At 65.8% G+C, this 24459-nt stretch carries 18 protein-coding genes and 1 pseudogene; 9 read left to right on the top strand and 10 right to left on the bottom strand.

Annotated features, from left to right (window positions below; genetic code table 11):
• Window positions 1–190: 190 nt before the first annotated feature.
• The 4 genes from ABIB25_RS25295 to dnaA form a co-directional block, all read right to left on the bottom strand.
• Window positions 191–760: a DciA family protein gene (locus tag ABIB25_RS25295; protein ID WP_354531301.1), complete on the bottom strand. Its 570-nt coding sequence runs from the start codon at window positions 758–760 to the stop codon at window positions 191–193.
• A gap of 118 nt (window positions 761–878) precedes the next feature.
• Complete coding sequence (gene recF / locus ABIB25_RS25290; RefSeq protein WP_354531300.1) at window positions 879–2003, bottom strand: DNA replication/repair protein RecF; 1125 nt, start codon at window positions 2001–2003, stop codon at window positions 879–881.
• Window positions 2004–2006: 3 nt separating this feature from the next.
• A complete protein-coding gene (dnaN, locus tag ABIB25_RS25285; RefSeq protein WP_354531299.1) occupies window positions 2007–3128 on the bottom strand; it encodes a DNA polymerase III subunit beta in 1122 nt (373 codons plus the stop codon).
• 981 nt (window positions 3129–4109) lie between these two features.
• Window positions 4110–5756 carry a chromosomal replication initiator protein DnaA gene (dnaA, locus tag ABIB25_RS25280; protein WP_354531298.1) on the bottom strand — a complete coding sequence of 549 codons (1647 nt, stop codon included), beginning with the start codon at window positions 5754–5756 and terminating at the stop codon, window positions 4110–4112.
• A 525-nt stretch (window positions 5757–6281) separates the two neighbouring features.
• Between dnaA and rpmH the strand changes: the two genes are divergently transcribed.
• The 6 genes and pseudogenes from rpmH to rsmG all read left to right on the top strand — a co-directional run bounded on the left by rpmH (window position 6282) and on the right by rsmG (window position 10153).
• Window positions 6282–6425, top strand: a complete 144-nt coding sequence (rpmH, locus tag ABIB25_RS25275) for a 50S ribosomal protein L34 (protein ID WP_354531315.1) — start codon at window positions 6282–6284, stop codon at window positions 6423–6425.
• A 32-nt stretch (window positions 6426–6457) separates the two neighbouring features.
• Window positions 6458–6898 carry a ribonuclease P protein component gene (gene rnpA, locus ABIB25_RS25270; protein ID WP_354531297.1) on the top strand — a complete coding sequence of 147 codons (441 nt, stop codon included), beginning with the start codon at window positions 6458–6460 and terminating at the stop codon, window positions 6896–6898.
• Window positions 6895–7155, top strand: a pseudogene (gene yidD, locus ABIB25_RS25265) (membrane protein insertion efficiency factor YidD); the annotation flags it as partial. The gene rnpA and the pseudogene yidD, both read left to right, overlap by 4 nt.
• 122 nt (window positions 7156–7277) lie before the next feature.
• Complete coding sequence (yidC, locus tag ABIB25_RS25260; RefSeq protein ID WP_354531296.1) at window positions 7278–8609, top strand: membrane protein insertase YidC; 1332 nt, start codon at window positions 7278–7280, stop codon at window positions 8607–8609.
• A gap of 99 nt (window positions 8610–8708) precedes the next feature.
• Window positions 8709–9383 (top strand): Jag family protein, encoded by a 675-nt coding sequence (locus tag ABIB25_RS25255; RefSeq protein WP_354531295.1) that lies wholly within the window; start codon window positions 8709–8711, stop codon window positions 9381–9383.
• A gap of 65 nt (window positions 9384–9448) precedes the next feature.
• Window positions 9449–10153, top strand: a complete 705-nt coding sequence (rsmG, locus tag ABIB25_RS25250) for a 16S rRNA (guanine(527)-N(7))-methyltransferase RsmG (protein WP_354531294.1) — start codon at window positions 9449–9451, stop codon at window positions 10151–10153.
• Window positions 10154–11803: 1650 nt separating this feature from the next.
• Here rsmG and ABIB25_RS25245 read toward each other — a convergent pair.
• Window positions 11804–11938 carry a hypothetical protein gene (locus ABIB25_RS25245; RefSeq protein ID WP_354531293.1) on the bottom strand — a complete coding sequence of 45 codons (135 nt, stop codon included), beginning with the start codon at window positions 11936–11938 and terminating at the stop codon, window positions 11804–11806.
• 910 nt (window positions 11939–12848) lie between these two features.
• Entirely contained in the window at window positions 12849–12989 is a 141-nt protein-coding gene (locus ABIB25_RS25240) for a hypothetical protein (protein WP_354531292.1), read from the bottom strand.
• A 1384-nt stretch (window positions 12990–14373) separates the two neighbouring features.
• Between ABIB25_RS25240 and ABIB25_RS25235 the strand changes: the two genes are divergently transcribed.
• Together ABIB25_RS25235 and ABIB25_RS25230 are read left to right on the top strand one after the other, a co-directional pair.
• Entirely contained in the window at window positions 14374–15189 is an 816-nt protein-coding gene (locus ABIB25_RS25235; protein ID WP_354531314.1) for a ParA family protein, read from the top strand.
• Window positions 15186–16343 (top strand): ParB/RepB/Spo0J family partition protein, encoded by a 1158-nt coding sequence (locus ABIB25_RS25230; protein WP_354531291.1) that lies wholly within the window; start codon window positions 15186–15188, stop codon window positions 16341–16343. The genes ABIB25_RS25235 and ABIB25_RS25230 overlap by 4 nt, the downstream gene beginning before the upstream one ends.
• A 290-nt stretch (window positions 16344–16633) precedes the next feature.
• Here the strand turns inward: ABIB25_RS25230 and ABIB25_RS25225 are convergent, their stop codons facing one another.
• From ABIB25_RS25225 to ABIB25_RS25215, 3 genes are read right to left on the bottom strand one after another with little or no spacing between them, the layout of a single operon-like run.
• Window positions 16634–17548, bottom strand: coding sequence for an HAD family hydrolase (locus ABIB25_RS25225; protein ID WP_354531290.1), 915 nt, complete (start codon window positions 17546–17548; stop codon window positions 16634–16636).
• Between the two features lie 7 nt (window positions 17549–17555).
• Window positions 17556–20273: a phosphoribosyltransferase gene (locus ABIB25_RS25220; RefSeq protein WP_354531289.1), complete on the bottom strand. Its 2718-nt coding sequence runs from the start codon at window positions 20271–20273 to the stop codon at window positions 17556–17558.
• Window positions 20270–21433 carry an HpcH/HpaI aldolase/citrate lyase family protein gene (locus tag ABIB25_RS25215; protein WP_502919901.1) on the bottom strand — a complete coding sequence of 388 codons (1164 nt, stop codon included), beginning with the start codon at window positions 21431–21433 and terminating at the stop codon, window positions 20270–20272. The genes ABIB25_RS25220 and ABIB25_RS25215 overlap by 4 nt, the downstream gene beginning before the upstream one ends.
• A gap of 408 nt (window positions 21434–21841) precedes the next feature.
• Between ABIB25_RS25215 and ABIB25_RS25210 the strand changes: the two genes are divergently transcribed.
• The gene (locus tag ABIB25_RS25210) at window positions 21842–23032 is read left to right on the top strand and encodes an ATP-grasp domain-containing protein (RefSeq protein WP_354531287.1); all 1191 of its coding nucleotides are present in this window, start codon (window positions 21842–21844) and stop codon (window positions 23030–23032) included.
• Here the strand turns inward: ABIB25_RS25210 and ABIB25_RS25205 are convergent.
• Entirely contained in the window at window positions 23029–24264 is a 1236-nt protein-coding gene (locus ABIB25_RS25205) for a hypothetical protein (protein ID WP_354531286.1), read from the bottom strand. The two genes, ABIB25_RS25210 and ABIB25_RS25205, sit on opposite strands and share 4 nt — an antisense overlap.
• Window positions 24265–24459: the final 195 nt, after the last annotated feature.

Raw genomic sequence — 24459 nt, 5'->3', positions numbered from 1 at the left:
TCTACTAGGTAAGTACGACAACAGGGCGCCAACGGCGGCCCTGAAATGCCCGTGGCGGCTCTGGCAGCGGTCGGCGAGGGTGATGGGCCTGACGATATCGGCCCGACGCGTCACGAAACCGTCCTGACCCGACGTCAGCCGTGGGTGCCTGGCGGATCAGCTGGTCGTGTGCATCAGCCGGTCGCCTGGATCAGCCGTAGGTATCCCGCGGGCCACGACCCGAGACGTGGCGGGGTCCGAAGCGCCAGGACGGGCCGGACGGACCCTGGGCTCGGATCCGCAGGACCGAGCCATGCCCGACGGCGACATTGATCTTCGCGACGATCTGCGGCGCCAGCATCCGCAGCTGGGTGGCCCAGGCCGTCGACTCGGCGCGCAGCATCAGCTCGCCGTCGACGAGGTTGACCGGCTCGCAGTGGTCGGCGATCTCCGGACCGACGATGTCGGCCCACCGACCGATGATCGCCGCCTTCGTCAGGTCGGCGCCGGCTCCAGCGTCACCGATCCATCGTTTCAAGGTGGAGGCCAGCGGCGCGGGATCCCGGGCGTCCGGACCCGAACCTGACCACCGACGCCGACGCAGCGAGGCAGCCGAGCCCGATCGTCGTCCCTTCGGGTTCTGCTCGATCTCGCGTTTGAGGGACTGACGACGTGCGGCGTTCTGCGCCCGGGCCGCAGCCAGCGCATCACGCGCCAGGTCCGCGCCCTTGCCCGACTTCTTGGCCGGGTCGGCCCGGGAAGGCTCGTCGGGCTCTTTCACGCCTACCCCTTCCGGATCATCCTTTGGTGTCTTCGGCAAGTACTCACAGTGGTGTCAGGTGGAGTTGTCCACAAAGTTGTACACAGCTTTGTGGATGGTAGGGCCGAAACGGAGTGGACTAGGTCACCATTTCGAGCTTTCCCTCAGCGACCAGGTGATGGATGCCCGCCAAGGTGGAAGGCACGTCACCCGGGACCGCAGCGGTGACGAGCACCTGATCGGCATCGGCGACCAGGTGAGTGAGCCGGCCCCGACGGGACGTGTCGAGTTCGGCAAACACGTCATCGAGGACCAGCACCGGGTCGACCCCGTCCGATCGGAGCAGGGAGAACCCACCGAGCTTCAGCGCCAGGGCGAACGACCAGGACTCGCCATGCGAGGCGTAGCCCTTCGCCGGTCCTTCCCCCAGTCGTAGCTCCAGATCGTCCCGGTGCGGCCCGACCAGGCAGACCCCGCGATCCATTTCCTGCTGACGCAGCCGACCCATCTCGGCGAGCAGCGCGGCTGCCAGCTCCGCCTCGGTCGGCGTCGGTCCGGGCATCGCCTCGCCCAACGACGACCGGTAGAGCAGATCGATTGCCTCCGAGGACGGTGCCAGATCCGAGTAGGCGGCCACCACGTGCGGCGTGATCTCGAGGACCAACTCCATCCGGGCCAGCAGCAGCGCGGCACCGGAGGCGGCCAGGTGCTCGTCCCAGACATCGAGCGTCGAGAGGTCGGCGCCACCTCTCCCCCGCCCCGCTGACTTCAGCAGCGCGCTGCGTTGTTTGAGGACGCGGTCGTAGTCGGACCTGACGCCGGCCAGCCGCGGGGTTCGCATGATCAGTACCTCGTCGAGGAAGCGCCGACGCTCGGATGGATCCCCGCGGACGAGCGCAAGGTCCTCGGGCGCGAACAGCACGGTACGCAGGACACCGAGGATGTCCCTGGCCCTGGTCACCGGAGCCCGGTTGATCCTGGCGCGGTTGGCCTTGCCCGCGGTGATCTCCGCCTCGAGCAGCAGTTCCCGGCCGTCGGAGACGACCGCTGCCCGGATGATCGCCCGTTCGGCACCCCGTCGGATCAGCGGTGCATCGGAGGCGACCCGGTGCGAGGAGAGGGTGGCGAGGTAGCCTAGCGCCTCGACGAGGTTGGTCTTCCCGGCGCCGTTGCGGCCGATCAACACGTTGACACCCGGATCGAGGGGCCACTCCACCGTCGACCACGACCGGAAGTCGACCAAAGAGAGGTGCCTGACGTACACCGATCAGCCGGGCAGGCGGGCCGGCATCACCAGGTACCGGTACGCCGAATCGACTGTGCGCTCGCCGTCCTCGGTGACCAGTGGCAGCAGCAGCGCGGGCCGTGAGGGCGTCGTGAAGGCCAGACGCACGGTGTCAGCGTGCAGCACCCCGAGGCCGTCCAGCAGGTAAGTCGGGTTGAACGCGATGAGCAGTTCGGCGCCGTCGGCCTCGACGCCAAGGCCCTCCTCGGCCCGGCCTTCGTCGTCGCCGCCGGCCGTCAGGGTGAGTACGCCGTCGGTGACCTGCATCCGCAGGTGGTGCCCGCGGTCGGTGACCAGGGCGACGCGCTTGATCGCCTCGCCCAGTTCGCTGACCGGGACGTCGACGGTGGTGGTGTGTTCGCTGGGCAGCAGCGAGCGGTACTTGACGAATTCCACGTCGAGCAGCCGGACGGTGGTGCGGCGGCCGCCGGCCTGCAGGCCGAGCAGCCCGTCGCCCAGCCCGACGATGACCTCGTTGGACCCACCGAGGCTCTTGGCCGCGTCGGCGAGCGTGCGGGCCGGGACGAGGACGGCGGTGGACATGTCGGGGGCGTCGGGGGTCCAGGTCAGCTCGCGGACGGCCAGTCGGAACCGGTCGGTCGCGGCCAGGGTGAGCTTCTCGCCCTCGATCTCGACGCGGACGCCGGTCAGCATCGGCAGCGTGTCGTCCCGGCCGGCGGCGACGGCGGTCTGGACGACGGCTTCGGCGAACGCTGCTGCGTCGACCTTGCCGGACGCGGCCGGCATCGACGGCAGCGCCGGGTAGTCCTCGACCGGCATCGTCGGCAGGGTGAACCGCGCCGAACCGCCGTTGATGAGCACGCGGGATCCCTCGGTCGAGATCTCGACCGGCTTGGCCGGCAGGGCCCGGGTGATCTCGGCCAGCAGACGCCCGGAGACGAGGACTCGTCCGCCCGAATCGGCGTCGATCGACACCTCGGCCCTGGTGGAGACCTCGTAGTCGAAGCCGGCGACGACCAGGGTCGATCCCTCGACCTCGAGCAGGATGCCGCCGAGCACGGGGACGGGCGGACGGCTGGGCAGCGACTTGGCGACCCAGGCAACTGCGTCTGCGAGGTCTTCGCGGGCGACGCGGAACTTCATCGATCCTCCGAAAATGGCCATCGACCGCGGCTCGGCGGCCGCTCGAGGGCTGGCGGGTGGTGCTGGTTGCGTGCTGGGCTGGTCTCTGGCTGGTGCTGGTTCTCGGGTGTTCGACCGATCATCGCAGGTCAGGATGGCTGTCGGTGGGGGGTGATCCACTGTGGTGGTGATGATCGGGGCTGGGGCGATACTGGGTGATGCGGGCCGTGCTGCGGGTGGTGCGGTGACTGTGCGGGGCAGTGGTCGGGACGGTGCGGGGACGGGCTCGGCTGCAGGCTTCTCACGGACGTTTGCTCGGCGGAGGCGGCGGGGGATTCCGGACCGGGGAGTGCAACCGTACGGCCAACCCGACCAGTGCGTCACCCCCGGGGCATTCCGTTCGCGGACCTCGGCGACTCGATCCACACACAGACTGTTGAAGTACCTCTCTCTAGAGGAAGAAAACAGCAGTAATAGTAAGTGCTGTGGATGGTGTGGACCGAGGGCCATCGGCGCAGCCCGGCAGGCGTGGCGTGGTGGGGACGGGACCAGGCACCGGACCGATGGACAACTTTCTCGATTGGGGATGGATCGGCCGGCGGCCAGGTTGTCCCCGTTTGGTCCCCACTTGTCCACAGGGTTGTCCACACGATGTGCATACCGAAAAATCTTGGAAATGAGGTCCTCGCTCGGCGTGGCGGATCCCGCGCGGCGAGGTTGGTGTGTCTCGTGCTCGGTCGTGTGGGACCTGAAATCCCGGTTCGGCGCGGGGTGATCGGTCCCGGGCGCGCTCTGGTGTCACTGGCGGCGCTCTGGGGGCGCGTGGCGGTCTACGGAGGTGCTGGCAGGCCCGGCGACGTGCACTGTGCCCGCGGCGAGGCACGGGGAACAGTCCATCGCGTTGGTCGCCGATGTGGCGGCCGAGCGTTCCGCGGCCGTGGACAGCGTCGCCTCGGCCCGAAAGAAGCCGTTGTGCTGCTTGATGTCTCGGATCGTGCGGCGTCAGCGACGCGAGCGGTCCCGGATGCGTGCGGAAAGCTCCTGCACGTGGTCGTAGGTCTGCCGGCGCTCGGCGATCTCGGTACGGATCTTCTTGGCGGCGTGCATGACGGTCGTGTGGTCGCGGTTGCCGAAGGTGTTGCCGATCTTGGGCAACGTCAGGTCGGTCAGTTCGCGGCACAGGTACATGGCGATCTGCCGTGCGGACGCGATGGCCCTGGTCTTGGACTGTCCGCACAGCTCGTCGAGGGTGACCCCGAAGTACTCGGCGGTCACTGCCATGATCGTTGCGGCGTCGATGTCGTTGGACACCGAATCGCGGACGAGGTCCCGCAGCACGATCTGGGCCAGCGACAGGTCGACCGGTTGCTTGTTGAGCGAGGCGAAGGCGGTCACCCGGATCAACGCGCCCTCGAGCTCGCGGATGTTCCGTTCGATCCGGCTGGCGATGAACTCCATGACGTCGTCAGGAGCGTTGAGCCCGTCGAGCGAGGCCTTCTTGCGCAGGATCGCGATGCGGGTCTCGAGCTCCGGCGGCTGGATGTCGGTGGTCAGACCCCATTCGAACCGCGTCCGGAGCCGATCTTCGAGCGTTTCCAGCCGCTTCGGGGCTCGGTCCGAGGAGATGACGATCTGCTTGTTGGCGTTGTAGAGGGTGTTGAAGGTGTGGAAGAACTCCTCCTGGGTGCCTTCCTTGCCCTCGAGGAACTGGATGTCGTCGACCAGCAGGATGTCGACGTCCCGGTACCGGCGCTGGAACGCGACCTTGCGGTCGTCACGCAGGGAGTTGATGAAGTCGTTGGTGAACTCTTCGCTCGAGACGTACCGCACCCGGATGCCGGGAAACAGCCGCTGCGCGTAGTGCCCGATGCCGTGGAGGAGATGGGTCTTGCCCAGACCGGAATCACCCCAGATGAACAGTGGGTTGTAGGCCACTGCCGGCGCTTCGGCCACCGCGACCGCCGCCGCATGCGAGAACCGGTTCGACGACCCGATGACGAACGTCTCGAAGTGGTACTTCTCGTTCAACCTGGTCTGCGCCGAGCTGGCCGGCGCGGAATCGCGGCGCACTGCGTAGGTCGGCCAGATCTCGGTCACCGTCGCGAGGGCATCGGCCTCCTCGTCGACGTCATCGTCGTCGGACTCGTCCCGGGACGGCGAGGAGAAACCGTTCAGCCCACCGTTGATGCCGTGGGCGTGCCCGTTCGAGTAGCTACCGTTCGACCCGGTCGGCGAATGCTGACCCAGCGACTGCTGATGAGGGACAGTCGCACTCTTGGTGGTCTGCTCGGAGATGTGCCCGGGCCCGCTCATGCTGCCGTTCGGGAGGCCGCCATGCGTCCCGGTGCCGTCCAGTGGGAGTCCCAATTGGCCGGTCTCGCCGGCGGCTGCGCTTTCGCTGACGGTGACCGCCAGGGAGATGGGCAGCTGCATCCGATCGGAAAGCGCTGCGGTGATCGGTTCGCGCAGGGTCCGCTCGATGGTGTCGCGGGCGAAGCCGGAGGGCGCGGCGATCAGGGCGGTCGTGCCGATGAGGCCGACGAGGTCGGTGATGGCGAGCCAGGCCCGTTGATGCGAGGTCAGCGAGGACGAGAGGTCCGCGACCACTTGCTGCCAGACATTTTGCAGGTCGGCAGGTTCGTCGGGCACTGGCAAATCCCTCCCTCTCCTGCTGAGCCGTCGTCCATCCACAGGGTTGTCCACCGTGTGTGGATAACTATCGGCGTAAGGGTCGATAACTATGACACGGCAGACTGCGAAGTCAGCTGTCGGGTGGGAACCACTGGAAGTACGTGGTCCCGGAGAGCGTTCGAGGGTGGCGAGCGACCCGGGTTCTGCGGGTCATGGCCGGGGAACGCTAACAACACTCCGGCCCTTCCCACAAGGTGGCCGAACGAGGCAAGCATCTGGACCGGCGTGTCGCGATCGGGTGGTCCGGTCTGGTTTGACCCCCGGGGCTGTGAGTCTCTACCCTGGTGACAAGACCCGTACGGTGCCGGGCTGTTGCATGCCGTTTGCACGCCAGTGCAAGATGCACTTTTTCCTTCCGAAGAAGTGCTGACCGACGGCAGTGCTCTGGCGATGGTCGGCGTTGCGGTTGGTCGGAATCGATCCGCCCTGCTGTCCCCGCCGACCCGGCGGAGCACGTAGTCCCGTAGTTCGAACCTTGGAGAGATCACCGTGAGCAAGCGCACCTTTCAGCCGAACAACCGCCGCCGGGCGAAGGTCCACGGCTTCCGTCTTCGCATGCGTACCCGTGCGGGTCGCGCGATCCTGTCGGCCCGTCGCCGCAAGGGCCGCGACGAGATCTCGGCCTGACACCCGGACGATCTCTCGCTGATCCGTCCCTGATGCTGCCAGGAGACTCACGTCTACGAACCGCGGCAGATTTTGCGGCGGTCGTGCGAGGCGGTCGGCGTGCCGGCACCCGGCGTCTGGTGATCCACCTCCTGCCCACCGGGCATGACGGACCACCACGCGCCGGTTTTGTCGTTTCCGGGAAGGTCGGGAATTCGGTTGTCCGCCACCAGGTCACCCGGCGGCTGCGGCCTCTGGTGCGAGAACAGCTTTCTGGTTTGGCTCCGGGATTCGCGATCGTCATCCGAGCGCTACCCTCGGCGGCTGGGGCCACCAGCGCTGAACTGGCGTTGGATCTCGGCGCCGGCATCTCGGCGGCGGTCCGGAAGGCGAGGTCCGAGGGCATCCGTGCCGACGCTGCTCGGTCCAGTGATGCTCGGTTCGCTGATGCTCGGTCCAAGACTGTCGGTACGAGGAATGGAGGGTCGGCATGAGTGCGTCGCTCCCGGCACGACTCCTGCTCGGACCGATTCGGTTCTACCAGCGACAGATCTCCCCCAGCCTTCCGGCCACCTGCCGGTACTACCCGACCTGCAGTAGCTATGCGGCCGAGGCGCTGATCGAGCATGGTGCGCTGCGCGGGACCTGGCTGGCTATCCGTCGGCTGGGGCGCTGCCACCCGTGGCACTCCGGCGGCATGGATCCAGTTCCACCCGCTCGGGAACGCAAGAGCCGCTCCGGAAGTTCAGTCATTGTGAATTCCGTGGCCGGCACGTGTGAAATCGGCCAAATACCAGCGGCGACCTGCGCCGAGTTCCACCCAGATGCGCGGCCGGCGACAGCCGCAGCGCCGAACCCCCGGAGCAATGCCGCGTGAAGAGTTTTGACTTCTTCTCCCTCGACTACATCTACTACCCGGTCTCCGGGATCATGTGGGTGTGGCACAAGGTTTTCGGCTCGGTGCTCGGCGCGAACAACGCGTGGGCCTGGGTGCTTTCTGTCGTCTTCCTCGTCTTCACCCTGCGGAGTCTGCTGTTCAAGCCGTTCATGAAGCAGATGAACTCGCAGATGAAGATGCAGGCCGTCGCTCCTGAGCTCAAGAAGATCCGCGAGAAGTACAAGGACGACAAGACGCGGCTCGCCGAGGAGATGCAGAAGTTCAACAAGGAGGCCGGGGTCAACCCGCTGGGCGGCTGTCTGCCCGCGTTGGTCCAGGCTCCGGTGTTCATCGGGCTGTTCCACGTCCTCAAGATGTTCAGACCCAACCAGGGCGAGAACTACTTCTTCGGCGCGTCGGATGTCGCCTCGTTCGTGGATTCCAAGCTGTTCGGCGGAGCTCCGTTGTCCGCCTTCATGACGATGCCATCGGTTTCTACTCCGAATCAGGTCGGTCTCATCGCTCTGGAGGGTGTGCGGTCGACCGTGATCGCCGTCGGCATCCCGCTGACCATCCTGGCCGGTATTGCCACGTTCCTGACCAGCCGTCGCTCGGTGGCGCGTCAGCAGCAGATGCAGGGTCCGGGCAATGACGCCATGCCGCAGGCCGCCCTGATGAACAAGCTGATGAAGTACGTGTTCCCGCTGTTCGTCATCATCGGTGGTCCGTTCTTCCCGCTCGCGATCCTGTTCTACTGGCTGTCCAACAACAGCTGGACCTTCGGCCAGCTGTACGTCGCCCACCGGATCCAGGACAAGAAGATCGCCGCGGAATCGATGGTCGTCGAAGAAGCCAAGGCCGCGGGAACGTATACCAAGCCGTTGCCCGGAGCGAGACCCGCGAGCCGACCTGCCCCAGGGGCCAAGCCCGCACCGGGTGCGAAGCCGACCGGCGCACGGACCGGTACTCCGTCGCGCCCGTTGACGCCGGGTGGCCGTCCGGCAACTAGTGGCGAGCCGTACAACGGTCAGCCGCGCGGCAGTGGATCCAAGCGTCGTGTGGTGCAGCCGTCACCGAAGGCTGGGCCGGTCGCGAATGGTGGGTCTGCGACTTCCGGCGCGAACCGCAACGGCTCGTCAAACGGGTCGTCCAACGGCAACGGTTCGCCCAACGGGTCCGGGCCATCGCTGAACAAGACTGCTGCGACCGCGACCGGCGCGACGTCGACTACTTCAGCCCCGGCTCCGACGAACGGGTCGAACGGAGCCAAGCCCAAGACCGGAACCAGGCAGACCACCGCCAAGAAGAAGAAGCCGGGTCAGCGCTGATCGGTCCACCCAGAGATGGACCAGTGCCGCGCGAAGGTGACGTCGCGGCGGCTTCCTCCTGAAATTTCGAACCTGCACGCGAACAGAAGAGGTAGATCCATGAGCGAGAACACGACCACCATCGCCGACGACGATCTGGACGTCGAGACCAACTCCGCTGCCGTCGATCAGTCCGAAACAGAGCTGAACGGCGATCAGGGTGAAGGTGAATTCAACGCACCCGAGTCGGATGGTGGTGAGTCGGATGGTGGTGAGTCGGACGGCACCGAGGCGAGTGGAACGTCGACGACCAGCCGACGGGTCGACAAGCACGCGCTGCTCGTCGCCGAAGGTGATGCGGCCGGCGACTACCTCGAGCGTCTTCTCGACATCCTCGACTTCGACGGCGACATCGACCTGGATGTCGAGGGTGAGCGCGCCGTGGTGTCCATCATCGGTGACGGTGATGTCGACAAGCTCGTCGGTGAGCGCGGTGAAGTCCTCGACGCTCTGCAGGAGCTGACCCGTCTGGCAGCCACAGCCGAGACCGGCCAGCGGTCCCGGCTGATGCTCGATGTCGCGGGCTACCGTGCCCGTCGCCGCACGGAACTGACGGAGCTCGGAGTCACGACTGCGGAGCAGGTGGCGGACAGCGGCGAGGCGTTCAAGCTCCCCGCGATGAATCCGTTCGAGCGCAAGATCGTGCATGACGCCGTCGCCACCGTCGACGGGGTCGAGTCTTCCAGCGAGGGCGAAGAGCCGCGCCGTCGTGTTGTGATCAGCCCCGCTGCCTGACGGACGCTTGCTCCCGTGGTGGTCGTCTTGATGGTTGCTGACCCCCGGCTCCCGGCTGCAGATTGATGACCGGCGACCAGGGTGATGCTGGTGGAGTCGAGATCGAGCCGGCAGTTGCCCTCGCCGTGTTCGGAGACCGTATCGGACTTGCGCGGCGATACGCGCTGGCGCTCGGCACCGATGGCGTTGTTCGAGGTTTGATCGGACCGCGTGAAGCCGGCCGATTGTGGACCCGGCACATCTTGAATTCGGCGGTCGTCGGTTCGCTGTTGTCGAATGGCCAGCGGGTGGTCGATATCGGGTCCGGGGCGGGTTTGCCTGGAATTCCCCTGGCCATTGCGCGGCCCGATTGCTCGATCGATCTGGTCGAGCCGCTGGAGCGTCGCTGCATATTCCTCCAGGAAATGGTGGATCAACTCGGACTCGTGAACTGCCGGGTGATCCGTGGTCGCGCCGAACAAGTTCTGGCTGAATGCGGTGGCGCGGATGTCGTCACCTCCCGTGCTGTGGCACCACTGGCCAAGCTCGCCGCCTGGTCGGCGCCGCTCCTACGAGTTGGTGGAAAGTTACTGGCGCTCAAGGGTTCCAGCGCGGCAGAGGAGATCGAGCGTGACCGTCTGGCCGTGCAGGCGACGGGACTGGTTGACCTCGCGGTCCTCACCGTGGGTGCCGGAGCCCTCGATCCGGAGACGGTTGTTATTTCCGGGCGACGAATTGCGACAGCCCCGGCCGGGCGACCGAAAAAGGCCAAACCGTCGCGCCGGGCATGATTGAATCTCTCGACTCTCCTGTCTCCCGAGTTCGGCTCGAGATGTTCGTCTTCCTGGATCACTCAGGTGGAAACTGCCGCACAGTAGCGGTCGGACGCACGCTATTGACCGGCTGCTGACATCGACGGCATTCTTGGGTCGTGCTTCGTTGCCTCGTGTTCGACGCTGCCGGAGTACCCGCACGGCGGGCCGACCCTTCGGCAATCTCGAGGAGAGCGCCACGCGGCCGGCCATGCAGCCAGCCAATCGCTTCGGCGAATCGCTTGGCCCGTCGATTGTCACGAGTCTGGATCCGGACGCATTCTTTCCGGCGGCTGCTTGCGCGACGCGGCTCCGTTCTGGACCCGAGACGATCGAGGTCCGGGCCGAAAGGCTGGACCCGAGGGACGCCTTCGGTCGCGGCAGGGGCTGAGCCCAACTGTCACCGTGACGTTTCTTCCCCGGTTGGCGTGATAGTCCGGAAAGGCGTCCTGGTCGGCACCAAAGGTTACTACGAGGGAGCGATATCGGGGTGAGGTACAGGAATGCGGACTCTCGTCGTCGACCGCGTCCGTCCCGCCCTTCGGGTGCGAATGATTTGTGCTTCTGAAGGCGTGGTCGCCATTGGCGACCTGCTCGCGGGTGCCGACAAGGCGTGGCGAACAGCCGGCAGGGGTTGCATCCCAGAGACCAAGTGTGGGGCTGTCGTCACGGTGGCCGCGACTCGCCGCGGGAGGGCCACGACCAAATCCCGGTGGTCATCGGCTGCAATCTGCACGCTGGTGGTTACCGCCGGAGTTGATGAACGAGCGGTCTCCTACAGGCCGTTCAACGATCGAACCGGTTTCGCTTCGGTTTCGTTTCCCATCGAATCACAACCGTCTGAGTCGCTTGCTTCGATGCATACGGGTTGTCTCGGTTGGGGGTGAGGGCTGCGGAAATGTGAATTCGAAAGCGCTGATGATGAATTGGAATCGCTTTTTCCTGGCCAGGCTAACGCCAGCATTCCGAATCGTGGTGCTGGCATCTATGGGAATCCATTCAGCTGCGCGGCAGGTAGGACCACCGAGGCGACTGCGCAATGTTTCACGTGAAACATTGCCATCCGCGCACCTCGACGGTGCCTTGTCAGTCCTCTATTGCGGTGGTGGGCCACAGGCCTACTGAGGAGTCCAAGCCCCACTGAAGTGTCCCTGTCCGATGGAGGCGATCTGGGCAAAGCTCGGCCGAAGTGCTGGTGGGGTTTCGGAACATGGGTGCCATTCATGGGGGAGTAGCAGGTCGTCGCAGTGCGGTGTGCCGGGGCAGCTGGGTGATAGAGGTTCGCCGGTGCAATGGACGCATGGCGTCGCGCCCGTCCAGCGAACCCAAGATCCTGGGCTCGGCCCGTCTCGCGAGGCAGAGGGCATAGTGCTGATCGCCTGGCCTGCGCGTGCTCAGGTGGGAGCCGAACCCAATCCCGACCCCGACGTCGAACTGGAGGGCAAGGGCCGAGATCGCGACCTGATGAAGACTCGTCCGATCCGCCAGTTCGGCCGTGGCGGCGGCCAACGGATAGGTATCGGACCGCTGCTGGCGGATCATTTCTTTACGATCGCGAGGAGTGCGGTGCCGCCTCGGAGACCATAGTCGGGTGATTCGACCCTCGGTCAGCAGATCAACCGATGGTGATCATTCGGCCGATGGGGGAGAGGTGTTCGGCAATGACGCGGCCGTCCCCCTACCGCCGCCGGCGATGACCTTTGCAGCCTCGTCCTGGCGTGCCAGGGTCTTGTCAGGAGTCTCGGTGTCCAGTTCTCGGTTCATCAGGCCCAGCCGGGACTGGGGTTGCCCTCAAGCCGGCGGTTGTCGCAGGCCACAGCCAACCCGATGCTGGGGGAAAACTCGTTGGGAACTGCGGCTGGCAGTCCAGTTCGCAGGTCTGCTCATATGCGCGACTGAGGGTAGCGCCATCGCACGCCCGTAGGCCAGGCGTCCTGTTCACAGTGGAGAGCATGCAGCGATCGCTTATCCCGGTGGAAGATCCCGGGACCCAGCTGAGCGATGTTTCACGTGAAACATCGCCAAATCCTTGGTTGCTCGACCGTGCGGCGGAGCCGCTCGGCCGCCACGGGTTGTTGGCGACACCTCTCTCGTGAACGGCTGCAACCGACAGCAGTGACATTCGGACCGCAGACGCGGGCTGGCGGAAGCACCTGCCCATACGATCACGACTGGACTGTCGTCCAGGTCCACACCGTCTACCCCAATGATTCAAGCGGTCTGACAGGTACTCCAAAATCGAACCGACTGTGGCCTGAATGTCGCGTCTGCTGCCATGGGGCCTGGGTACTGAAGTCACGCGGCTGAGGGCTGATTCATCCGTTCATGAGGTTCGGTCGGCCGGCGCAGGTTTGCGAGCGGACGAGGGAACGATGTCCACGCTCATCAACCTTGGCTAGGACTGCACGCTACGAAGGATCAACTGTCGGGTCGGTGGCGGCAATTGCGGCTTGCTTCGCCACGCTCTTGGCGGATGACGTCGCGTATCGATGGAGAAGCCCCAGCCGTCATCAGTATCGTTCGACGACCGTGCCCTTCTCGTGGCGGCCGTCTGATATGAAGACGCACCTCACCACCAGGAGGGGTCAAGGGGCCGGCGAGCAAGCCTTCTCAAACCCGACCTCCGAGGCAGCCGGGACGAGCGTCGACGACGAGGTTCAATCCGCTGTGACGTTCATGTTCGTCTAGAGATGTGGATGCCGCCGCAGGGCTGGAAGTGGTCGGAGGGATCGAAGTGGCGGAAGGGACCGCAACGCTCCTGACGGATCGAGACGATCGAGGGGATCGCCGCACCACCGCCGAGCAGGATGAGCATGCCCGCTGCGAGAGATGCGCAAGCGCGTTCGATGTCCCTGACACCGAGAGCTGGCAACGATCACGGGGACAAGGTAGCCGGCCAGATGTTTCACGTGAAACATCTGGGTCGGAGGCTGTTGTTGTTAGGCTTGCCAGGAGGCGTGATCCAGAGCCAGTTGAACGAGCCCGAAGGTTGGTCCTTGTGGTCCACTGACGCGCTGCTGCGGCGGAGGCCAAGTGGTACGACCGGCTGGGTTTGCGTTGGCGACGAGTGGGCAACAGCCAAGCATGGGCGGAGGGTGGGTTCCGGGGGGCGATCAAGAGAAGGTCCCATCACCCACCACATATCCCGTCACAATGCGGGGCTAGTCGTCGAGGCTGAGTTTGATGCGAGAGCCCCGGGCCGCGGTTCCGGAGCCAAAAGCCTTCGAGAGGAGGCGCCATCAGAGGAGTCGAGACGAGGCAGCTGCACAAACCTTGATCGATGAGCGTATGAGTTTCACGGTTCGGTACGAACGAAGGCGCCGAACGGTTTCGGCCTCCAGCGGACTACAGCCCGTTTTCCACGTCAGCAGAGAGAGGGCCCGTCGCCGATCGGTGGCCGCAATCAAACGCGTCGCCGACCGGCTCATCGTCGCGGATAGGCAAGAGCCGGCAGTAGGGAATCGCGCGCGCGAGTCGGTCCCGAGGTTGGCCCCCCAGTGATGTGCCTAGTCGGCCGTGTCCTGGTCGGCGAGTCCGGGCGGAGAGTGGCTCGCTTCTGTTCACATCATGCACTTCGGTGGTCACGCCGGCGCCCCAGGCCGGAGGCAGCTTGCTTCTGTTCGCATCGTGCACTTGGGTGCACCCTGGCGCGTCTGGCCAGGCGGTGGCCCGCTCCGATTCACACCCTGCGTTTGGGTGCATGCCCGCGCGTCGGGGTTGGGGGGGGTGGCTCGCATTGTTGGCATCGTGCATTTCGGTGATCACCGGCGCCAGGCTGGAGGGTGGATATCTTCTCGTCGACTTGTGCACTTGGGTGCACCCTGGCGCGTCCGGCCGGACGGTGGCTCGTTCCGATTCACATCGCGGGGGTTGGTTGCACGCCGACGCACCGTGTCAGGCAGAGGCTCGTTCCTGTTCGCATCGCGGGCTCAGACGCACGCGGCCACTGTGGACAACGCGCCGACCATCGTGCGGTCATGTGGACAGGTCCCTGGGATCGTCGGTCCGTCGTTCCATACTGACTCCCGTACCCTCATCACGGATCGGCTCGGCCTGAGTCGTCCTTCAGATCTGTTGCGAGCAACTCGCGAACGGACACGATCCCAGGAGGTCGAGTGGGCTTCGAGACCGATGTTTCACGTGAAACAGAGGACATCGACGACACCCCCATCGGGCGCGCCGCCAGGCAGGCGGTCGAGATGCGCAGCGGTGAACTGACCATGCCGCGGCCCCGTAAACGCCGTGTATTCAGCGTGGCGAACCAGAAAGGCGGCGTCGGGAAGACCACCACCACCGTCAACATCGCCGTCGCGCTGGCGCTGGCCGGCCTGCACGTGCTGGTCATCGATCTCGATCCTCAGGGCAACGCGAGTACAGCTCTCGCTGTTGATCGCACTGCGGGGACACCCTCCATCTACGAGGTACTGCTCGGTGAGTACACCGCCGCCGAGGCAATCCAGACGTGCCCGGACGCACCCCGCTTGGGTGTCATCCCGGCAACAATCGACCTGGCCGGCGCGGAGATCGAACTCGTCACGATGGCAGAACGCGAAACTCGACTGAAGAAGGCGATCGACGGAGTCGAGGCCGAGTTCGATTACGTCTTCATCGACTGCCCGCCGTCGCTCGGTTTGCTGACCGTCAACGCCATGGTCGCTACCCGCGAGGTACTGATCCCGATCCAGTGCGAGTACTACGCGCTGGAAGGGCTGGGTCAGTTGCTGCGCAACATCGATCTCGTCAAACAGCATCTGAATCCAACGCTGGACGTCTCGACGATTCTGCTGACGATGTACGACGGCCGCACCAAGCTGGCCGACCAGGTCGCCAACGAGGTGCGCAAGCACTTCGGCCCGAAGGTGCTCGCCTCCGTGATTCCCCGGTCGGTGAAGGTCTCTGAAGCACCCGGGTTCAGTCAGTCGGTGATGACGTACGACCCCGGCTCACGCGGAGCGATGAGCTACTTGGATGCCGCACGAGAAATCGCCGCACGCGGCGCGAAGGAGTCATCATGAGCAAACCCAAGGGTGGACTAGGTCGCGGGCTGGCTGCCTTGATCCCGACGGGACCGCAGACCAACGTGGTGTCCGACGTTTTCCTCGGGGGATCGGGCCGGGTGGATCACCCACCGCGACCGGGAGACGACGCGGAGCCGGAGCAGCCCGCTGCTGGTGCTGACAGCGCCGAATCTCCCAGCACCTCGACGGCGACCGACTCCACGATGGCCGGCACCGAGAAGGATCGGTCGTCCACCACCAGTGACGAGTTGTCGGTGGGCCCGGCTGCTCAGCAGGCACCGGTGCCCGCCGAGCCGACGACGGATCCCGATGGTCCGCGGTACGAGGAGGTACCGATCGACCGGATCCGGCCGAACCCGAGGAACCCGCGGACGGTCTTCGACGAGGACGCTCTTGCCGAGCTGGAGTACTCTATCCGCGAGTTCGGTCTGCTGCAGCCGATCGTCGTTCGTCAGGTAGCCGACGGGTACGAATTGGTGATGGGGGAGCGGCGGTGGCGCGCGGCGCAACGAGCCGGTCTCAGCACCATCCCGGCGATCATCCGTCGCACAGAGGATGCGGACCTGCTTCGCGACGCACTGTTGGAGAACATTCACCGGGCCAACCTCAACCCACTCGAAGAAGCCGCCGCGTACCAGCAGCTGCTCGAGGAATTCGACGTCACTCAGGAAGAACTGGCCAAGCGGATCGGGAGGAGCCGTCCCGTCATCTCCAACACGATCCGACTGCTGCGCCTGCCGGTTCCGGTACAGCGACGGGTCGCTGCCGGTGTGCTGTCAGCCGGCCACGCTCGTGCCCTCCTGTCTCTCGAACTTCCAGAGGAGCAGGAGGAGTTGGCGACGCGGGTCGTCGCCGCGGGCCTGTCCGTCCGCGGCACCGAGGAGGCGGTCGTCCTGATGGCCGGCCGCACCACCAAGCCGAAGCGAGCGACTCCCAAGAAGCTGGTGATGCCGAGCCTTACCGCACTGGCGTCGAGCCTGTCGGACACCTTCGACACGCGGGTCCGGGTGGAGTTGGGCCGTCAGAAGGGGCGAGTGATCGTCGAATTCGCCACCGTCGCAGATCTGGAAAGAATCATCGGAATCATGGCTCCAGCAGCCCTGGAAAAGCGCCGGAATGGCGGACACCCGAGAGATTCGGAAGACGGCTGACGAATGCCATTCGCCCGCGAAGGGGCCGGTCGTCAGTCCACCGCGGGTCCAGGAGCGAAGATCTTCGAAACCGATCTCCGAAAACGGTAGCGGGGTCCCCACCGGCGATCTGTCACGGTGACGTATCGGGTGACGACGGGGCCATCCGTGTTGAACAAGGCGACCGAAAACGCTGCAGCACAACGATTCTCGCCTTGAGGCTACAACTACCCGCTACGACGAATTGCCCTGGTCGGGCACAGGTCACCCACCCCGACTCACCGGCCACCCACACCACGAAGGCTGAACCGCTAGCTCGTGGCGCTGAGCAGGACGCGGTCCGAGGGAACAGCCAAGCCGGCCCGTGCACCGAACCAGGCCAGCATGTCGTCGCCGGCGAGCACACCGGGACGGGGAGCGATCTCCACCGTCGGGTGATGCCAGTTGACGGCAGCGAGCTCACCGTGCGGTGGCCGGATCCCGGCATCGGCGGCTGCGAGGAAACCGGCGTCGAGCGCTCCGTCGCCCGCAGCAAACACCCGCCCGGCTCCGGCACGACGGGCGACGGCCAGCATTGCCCGTTCCTTGGTGAGCGGAAGCGGGATGGAATAGATCTTGCGTCCCTGAACCGACACTCGCCACCCGCGGTCCTCGCACCACTGCGTCCAGGACTCGACGAAATCATCGGGAAGTTTCGACGGCTCGACGACGATGTAGCAGAACAGGTCGTCACCGACCCGGCGCTTGATCGCCCAGTCATCCTGGCTCCGGGCCTTCAACTCGTGCCGGACCTGGGCCAGCGTAGCGCCGCACTCGGCAATTGCCGACTCCGTGGCCCGGTGCCAGTTGGTGTCCGGCACCCCGTCGACCAGAATGTTCCCGCCGTTGCTGGTGATGGCGTAGCGTGGCGCGACCCCCGGAAAACGGACGCGCAGGTACTGCGCCATGGTTCGCGTGGTGGTCGGTACAAATATCACCTGGCGAGCCAGTTCAGCGAGCCGGCGACTCGCGGCCATGGTCATGAATGAGTGGGGGCGTCCCTCGAGCACCTCGACGGACACCAGGTTGGGCACCAACTCGTCTTCCATCGGCAACTGCAGGGCAGACGGCGAGTAGATCAGCGTCCGGTCCAGGTCACTGGCCACCATCGTCGCGCCGGAGACCGAACCTGACGTTCCCCCTGGTGCGGCGTTCTCGGTCGCTCCGTCTGTTCGAGCAGATGTCATTGGGCGGTCAGCCTTCTCCTGGTTCAGCTTCGGACATGCGCCGGATCAGTCCGACACATGAATAGGGCAGGTCCGGGCGCACATCGACCGGCACATCACGCTGCTCGGCGAGCAATCGCAGGTGTGCGTGGTCAGGATGATCGGCCTCTCTCACCAGGATCCGCCACGGAACCCGCCGGAGCAGCACCCGAGTGGTCTCACCCACACCTGGTTTCACGAAATTGACCGACTCGATGTTGTACTCGGCACGAATCGACTCGATGGCGGCCCAGCCGGCGAAGGTGGGCGCGCGATCGGAATGGGCCAACTCGTCGATTCCGGCCATCACCTCGTCGACCACCGCGGGGAACGCCGCGGCGACCGTGTCGAGCAGCACGTTCGAGACATCGCCGTTCGCCAGTTCCGAGTAGAACTTCGCGCCATGGAATTGTCCGGGTCCAAGATACGCGTCGTTCAGGACCGTCCTGGAAACCAATCCGGAAACGGTTGAATTAAGGCAGGCCGAGGCAATGAGAAAGTCATCTCGAGTGCCGAAAGTGCGCACGCAATAGCCTGGGTCGGCGAGGACCGCCAGGTCGTCGTTGAAATTCAGACCCTCGCTGATCCTGACGTCGTCGAGCGCTGCGGTCAGTTCCTTGGTGATGGCACCCTTTCCGGTCCATCCGTCGACGAAGACAACCTTGCGCGAGTCATGGTGTGCCGCAAGATATTGGAGGGCAATCGGATCGATCCCGTGCCCGCGGACGATGGAGAGAGCGTAGTGCGGGAGATCAATTCCGTAGTGCAATGCGGCCCACCGGCGCATTAATATCCCGATCGGTGTACCCGCCCGCGCGAGCGAGGCCAGGACGACATCGTGTCCCCGTTCTCGCAGCACCAACTCCGTCACCCGGCCGACAGCGGTGGCCAACCGTTCGGCAGAATGAGAAAGGACGTCATTGAATAATTCCTTGTACCGTTCGTCCGGTTGGAATTCGACCGGCAAGGATTCCGCGTAGTGCGCGGTACCGGCCTGGATGGCCGCCTCGCGGTCGGCGACCTCACCCTCGAGGTCGATGTCGGACAGGTCCGTCAGCAGCCAACGGACTTCCGCGGGTGCGTAGGAGCCGAAGCTCGGTCCGACCAAGGGCTCGGGCAGTGGCAGGTCCAGGTGAGGCAGGGCGGCGCGGGCCGCTGCCAACTGCACCGGATCGACCGGGCCGAGGATGACCAACTCGACTCTCAGGCCGGCGGCGCGAAGAGCCGCGATCGGGCCACCGGCGCCCCGCAACTCCGCGGTGTCGGCGGCGGCGTCGGACACCACCACTACCAGGTCCGGATCCGTCATCTCGCCGTCGACGTTCGCGCGGGCGTGCGTGTTGTAGAGGAACCGAGGCACATCCAGCTCGCCCTCGGCGTCGGAGAAGCTGATCTGGCGTCGGATCGGGTATCCGGCATCGTCAACCGATAGCACGGGTGACCGGGTCGTCGACTGGAAGCCGACCCGGAGTGAGGCGTCGTGGCTCAGGTGCTGGGCCAGACGCAGCGGCAGATACATCAGCTCCTCGGTACCGACCACCACCACCTGATGACCGCCGTCGGCCTCGGCGAGCCGGGTGCGCACCACCGCAGCCAGGGTCACCGATGCTGCGGTGAGGGCCGCTTCGAAAGCGTCCTGGTCGGCGGCGGTGAAACCATGACGCCCACCGTCGGGCACTTCGGCGGGCCATGGGACGATCACGCGCTCGACGGGCGCGAAGTGGCCGTTGCCATTGACGCCGTAAGAGGCGGATCCGGGCACAGTCGACACTCCGGACGGGCCTCCGGACGGCAGCCCGAGGGCAGGCCCCGAGCTGGCACCCAGCTCGGCAAGGCGGCGGGTCACCGCATCGATCAGGCCTTCCGGCAGATCGACGGACCCCCGGACCAGGGAAACCACGTCGATGCGGCAGCCGAGGTCGGTCGCCAGGGCCTGCATCAGCGCCTCGTCCTCGGAGCTGCGTAGATCGATCAGGCTGGCCAGCACGTACCGAGCCCGGGGCCGACGGCCGTGTGCCTCGGTGATGGTGCCCATGGCCGTCCGGCCGGTGGACAGCTCGTCGTCGACCAGGACCAGGGTTCCGTCCGAGTCAAGGAGCGAGCTCGGCACCGGCAGGAGCAGGTGACTGGTCGCGTGGGAATGGCCTTCCTCGAAGGTGCCGGCCACCTCGACGCCGGGCACGGGCCGGCGCGTGGAGTGCAGGTAGCAGTTGGCCCGCAGCTGGTCGGCGACCAGATGCCCGAGGCTGGTGGCGGTCTCGGCGAAGCCGAGCACGACCACCGGGGTGACCGCCCGGCCGATCAGCACACCGTCGAGGCCGGCGATCAGCGGCAGGCTGTCTCCCCCGTTGATCGCCTGCTGCGCCAGATCGGCCCAGTCCGGCTGCGGTGGCACGGTGACACGAGCGTCGGCGGGCCGTCCACCGCCGTCGAGCCCATCCAATTCGCCCCTGTCGACGTCGGTCAGCGTCCGGTCGACCAGCTCACCGAGGAGCCGGCCGGTGGCGATGACGAGGTTCGGATCGACCGGGACGTGCTTGCCAAGGACGGTGGACACCAGCAGGTGCGCGCGTCGCGGATTGCGTCGCAGCGCCAGTCCGACCAGCTCGCTGATCTGCAGACCGACGGGCGACGAGACCGTCTGCAGGGCGACGCCGAACTGCTCGGTGACCCAGGCACCCAGATCCCGCCGCGACGTCACACTCATCGGTCCAGCAACGCGGTGAGGATGTCGACGTGCGAGACCTCCGGGTTGGCCACGCCGAAGACCCGGGCGCGGTCCTGCACGCGCTCGGCCCAGCGGCGGTGGGGGCGCATCTCGTTCATCTTGTTCCGGTAGCCCGACGCTCTGACCCCCGCGTCGCCGGATATCCCCACTTCCAGGATGTCCGCAGCGTCGCTGAACTCCTCGTGCGGGACCACCGACAGGGCGTGCACCGCAGCCACGTGCGAGGGGTGGATGACGGTCTTTCCGGTCAGCCCGTTCGCGCGGTCGAGCACGATCTCCCTGATCAGACCGTCGAAGTCCTTGGAGACCAGCTCGTGACGGAACGATCGCGCGTCACGGTCCTCGAAGGGTGTCGACCGTAATTGGGGACGGAAAAGCCTTTCGTGGCCCGCGAAGTATTCCCACACCGGACCGGTAATCGTATATCCCGTTCCGTCGGCCCGGCCGAGATGATTGACGACTTCGGAAATCAATTCCGCGACGACGCCGACGTGATAGATCGTCAGGTCGCGATCACGTCGGATGCCGAAGAGCCCGCAGAGGTCGGTGGCACCGAATCGAACTGCCAGCACGATGTCTCGGTACTGACCGAGAAGATCGCGCACCGCGGACAGCGCGTCGTCGCGTGTTTCCCGATAGAGCACGTCGGGAGTCTCGATCACCGGCATGGCAAAAAGTCGCGTCCCTACCCTTTCGGATCCGCTCAGGATCTCACCGAGGAATCTGGCACCGGTCGAGGCGGTGAATTTCGGTAGTACGAATCCGTTGAGGGCGCAATTCACCTCACCGATCCCGTCGATGATCTGTCGGATGTGTTCGGGCGTACGGACTCTCACGAACAACATCGTCTGCTGGGGAACTCCGCTGAGATCGACGAGAGCCTTGACGACGTTCTCCAGGGCCTGGTCGACATAGCGGTCCGCGACCGCGTCCTCCAGGTCGATGACCACCGACCGGACACCTTCGGCCGCGCGGCGGGTGATGGCCCGCACCAAATCGTCGCGGACTCCCGGGACGTAGAGGGTGGCGCCAAGTGCGTTGGCGAGCACGGTGCGAGGACTCGACCTGTCGAACTCCCCGGGGCTCACGGCGAACAATTCGTCGCGCACGGTCTGGGTGAGGTGATCGAAGTGACGCACGTACGCACCCTTCCCGTCGTCGGCGCGAAGCCGGTCATGTTGCGGTTGCAAATCGATGAAAAACATTGCATCACAATAAGTTTCGTGCAACGGCGGGGCGAGCTCCGTGGGCTTCGGGCCACACATCAGCCTGCGACTCCGCGGCCGTACCAGCGTCGTGCCCGCCTCGCCGGAGGCGGTGTCCTGTGCAGACAGTGTGCCCTACCTCTGGGCAGATTTTTCGCGGTTCCGAAGACTGCGGAACGGCCCTGCAACAGTCCGCCGCGCTCGAACGGGTGAATTACGCCTGAGTCATGCCGCTGCAAAGAATGACGCCTCGGGGGGCGCCCGAACAGGGGTCTGGCGGAGAGTTCATCTACCGTTAAGCTAGGAGGAACCACACCCCCAACGCCAGCGCCAGGAGCATAGGTGGAATCAGTCCGGATCTGGCTCAACCGCAATTACGCGACGACTCTTCACGTGTTGAACATGTTGCGGCACAACCCCGATGGGATTCCGGTTGAGCTCTACGGCTCCCACGCCGACCTCTCGTCACCGATGCTCAGTGGTTGTGACCATCGTTTGCGTGAGCCGCTCGTCACCGATCCGGACTTCGTCGACCAGATGCTGCATCTTTGTGCCCTGCACGACATCGACGTGTTGCTGCCCGTGGCAGGGCAGTCGCAGATCGCTCACCGCGCCGACGAATTCAACGCCATCGGCACCTCGCTGATCTGTCCGCCGGCCTGGGCCATCGACACGCTCGCCGACAAGGCGGAGACCTACCTCTCGCTCGGCGGCAACGAACTCGTCCCACCGTGGCGCGTGGTGCATTCACTGACCGAATTCGACGCGGCCGTAGCCGACCTCGAGTACACGTGGACGAGTCATCGTCCGCTCATCCTGAAGCCGGCGTCGGGTGTCGGTGCGGACGGCGTCCGTTTCCTGACCCGCAGCGCACCGAGCCTGGAGTCACTGCTCGGCCCGGTCAACCCGATGACGGCGGTGTCGGTCGTCCGGCAGGCGTTGGCCAATGCCGCGAACATCCCGGCGCTGGTCGTCATGCCGTATCTGGACGGACCGGAAACCAGCGTCGACGTGCTGGCCTCGGCCGGCCGGACGCTGGTCGCGGTGCCGCGGAGCAAGTCCGGTCGCAAACGGGTCATTGGCGGCGACCCGGTGCTGCCGTCGCTGGCCGCCGAGTTGGTCGAACACTTCGAGCTCGACGGGCTGGTGAACGTCCAGTTCCGTTCGTACGAGGGCAGGCCGGCCCTGCTCGAGATCAATTCACGCCCGTCGGGTGGGCTCTACCAGACCGCTCTGGCCGATGTGAACCTGCCGTGGGCTGCGGTCCGGGTGGCCCTCGGGTACGACCCGGGGCCACTCCGTCCCCGTTTGGGCGCTGAGTACGTCGGCGTGTCCTCCGTGGTGCCGCTGCACGAGTCGGTGGTGCCGTTGCACGAGTCGGTGGTGCCGCTGCACGAATCGGGCACGGTCCCGTTCCCGGTTCGTGGAACCATGCAACCGCTGGTGGCAGCACTGTCAAGCACGATCGGGGATCGGCGTCCGGCAACCGGCCGGTTCGGGTTTCCGGATGCCGCCGAAGCTGCCACGGGTTAGCGGGCCTCGCCGCGCACCCGGTCGATGACGTTCTTGACGAACACGTCAACCGACTCCAGGGTTTGCAGGTACGACCAGTAGTCGGGGTGGGTGCCGGTGAGCTCGCCGGCGGCGCGCTCGATCCGTGCGGACTGGGCGTCCAGCACCGAGCCCCACTGCTTCACCAGCCCGCGGTCGACGACCAGGAGCTGCCCGTCGCGCAGCTTGAACCGGGTGCTCTTGGCAGCGGCGGCCGGATCGGCCTTGGTCTGCCGCAGCAGCCGGAGGCGGTCGCCCATCGAGTCGCCGTCATGCTCGGCGGCGGTGAGTCGGGCACGAGCGGTCGTGAGGTGGTGGGCGGCTGGTTCGGGTTGGCCGGCTTCGATGGCCTTGCGCGCTGCGGCCCATTCCTCCTGGGCCTGGGCCAACGCCCGCTGGGCTCGCTCGTCAGCCCCGCTGAGGTCCTTCGAGCAGTCGGACGAGAACTCCCGGAGCAACGCCGACCGGGTGGCGGGCAACGATCCGAGCCGGGTGGTGACGGCTTCGATTCTGGTCTTCACGCTGCTCAGGGACCCGCGGACGGTCGAGGAGAGCGAGCGGGCGGTGGCGATCTTCGAGTCGACCGTCTCGGCGGCGGCATGCACGGCGGCGGCCGCATGACGGACCTCGAGCGATGAACCCACCGTCTCGGCCGTCTTCAAGGAGGAAAGAGCGTCGATCAATTCACCGGCCGCATCCATCACGCTCGGGTAGGCGAAGCCGTCCTTCTCGGCGGCGGTGAGCCTGCCCTCGGCGGTCACCGCAGCAGCTTTCGCCTCGGCGGAGATCTTCGGTGTCGCGGCACGGAGCGACTTGGCCTGCTCCAGTTCGTTCGAGTGCTTGCGGTAGAACTTGTCGACGGCCACAGCGGCGTCGGCAAGCTTTCGGTGGGCGTCGGTGAAGGCAGCCGACGCAGCAGCCGGATCGACACCGGTCGGCCGGTCGGCGGCATCGAGGAGGGAATGGGACTCGGCGACCGCCAGATATTTCGCCGACGCGGCGAAGCTCTCCTGCTTCACCGGCTCCCACTCACGGGTCATGGAGGTGGCCACTGCGCTGGTCTCGACAAGGGCGTCGATGGCGTCCATCAAATACGACTGCCTACGGTCGAGATCGAGGAAGGCCGCCACCGCACCGTCCTGTGCGGCCTGCGCAGCTTGCGCGGCCTGATCCTGTGGTCGCCTCGAGAGGCGTCCCGACCAACTCCTGGACATGGCTCCGATCCTACGGCGAGACTCGTTCGTGACGCCGGGGTTGCCCGCGGGACGGTGCCGGCCGGCCAAGCCTCTGGGCTCGAGATCTGTGCCAGGGCAACGTCTTGTCGATGGTGTCGAGGCCGCCGATGAACTGGCGCCGAACAGCGGGTTCGCCAACGGCGAGAGTTTTGACTGGTCGACAGGTCGCGCTGA

Origin of the sequence: Nakamurella sp. UYEF19, assembly GCF_040546275.1 — a bacterium.
Classification (GTDB): domain Bacteria; phylum Actinomycetota; class Actinomycetes; order Mycobacteriales; family Nakamurellaceae; genus Nakamurella.
Note: the sequence above shows the minus strand (reverse complement) of the source record. Positions and strands in the feature narration are given on the sequence as shown.

What these genes read in the sequence shown, in the direction of transcription:
- rsmG (WP_354531294.1), top strand. Translation starts at nt 9,449, where the DNA reads ATGACCGGCGACCAGGGTGATGCTGGTGGAGTCGAGATCGAGCCGGCA.
- ABIB25_RS25255 (WP_354531295.1), top strand. Translation starts at nt 8,709, where the DNA reads ATGAGCGAGAACACGACCACCATCGCCGACGACGATCTGGACGTCGAG.
- dnaN (WP_354531299.1), bottom strand. Translation starts at nt 3,128, where the DNA reads ATGAAGTTCCGCGTCGCCCGCGAAGACCTCGCAGACGCAGTTGCCTGG.
- ABIB25_RS25220 (WP_354531289.1), bottom strand. Translation starts at nt 20,273, where the DNA reads ATGAGTGTGACGTCGCGGCGGGATCTGGGTGCCTGGGTCACCGAGCAG.
- rnpA (WP_354531297.1), top strand. Translation starts at nt 6,458, where the DNA reads ATGCTGCCAGGAGACTCACGTCTACGAACCGCGGCAGATTTTGCGGCG.
- ABIB25_RS25230 (WP_354531291.1), top strand. Translation starts at nt 15,186, where the DNA reads ATGAGCAAACCCAAGGGTGGACTAGGTCGCGGGCTGGCTGCCTTGATC.
- ABIB25_RS25205 (WP_354531286.1), bottom strand. Translation starts at nt 24,264, where the DNA reads ATGTCCAGGAGTTGGTCGGGACGCCTCTCGAGGCGACCACAGGATCAG.
- ABIB25_RS25225 (WP_354531290.1), bottom strand. Translation starts at nt 17,548, where the DNA reads ATGACATCTGCTCGAACAGACGGAGCGACCGAGAACGCCGCACCAGGG.
- ABIB25_RS25235 (WP_354531314.1), top strand. Translation starts at nt 14,374, where the DNA reads ATGCGCAGCGGTGAACTGACCATGCCGCGGCCCCGTAAACGCCGTGTA.
- ABIB25_RS25245 (WP_354531293.1), bottom strand. Translation starts at nt 11,938, where the DNA reads ATGAACCGAGAACTGGACACCGAGACTCCTGACAAGACCCTGGCACGC.
- ABIB25_RS25240 (WP_354531292.1), bottom strand. Translation starts at nt 12,989, where the DNA reads ATGCTCATCCTGCTCGGCGGTGGTGCGGCGATCCCCTCGATCGTCTCG.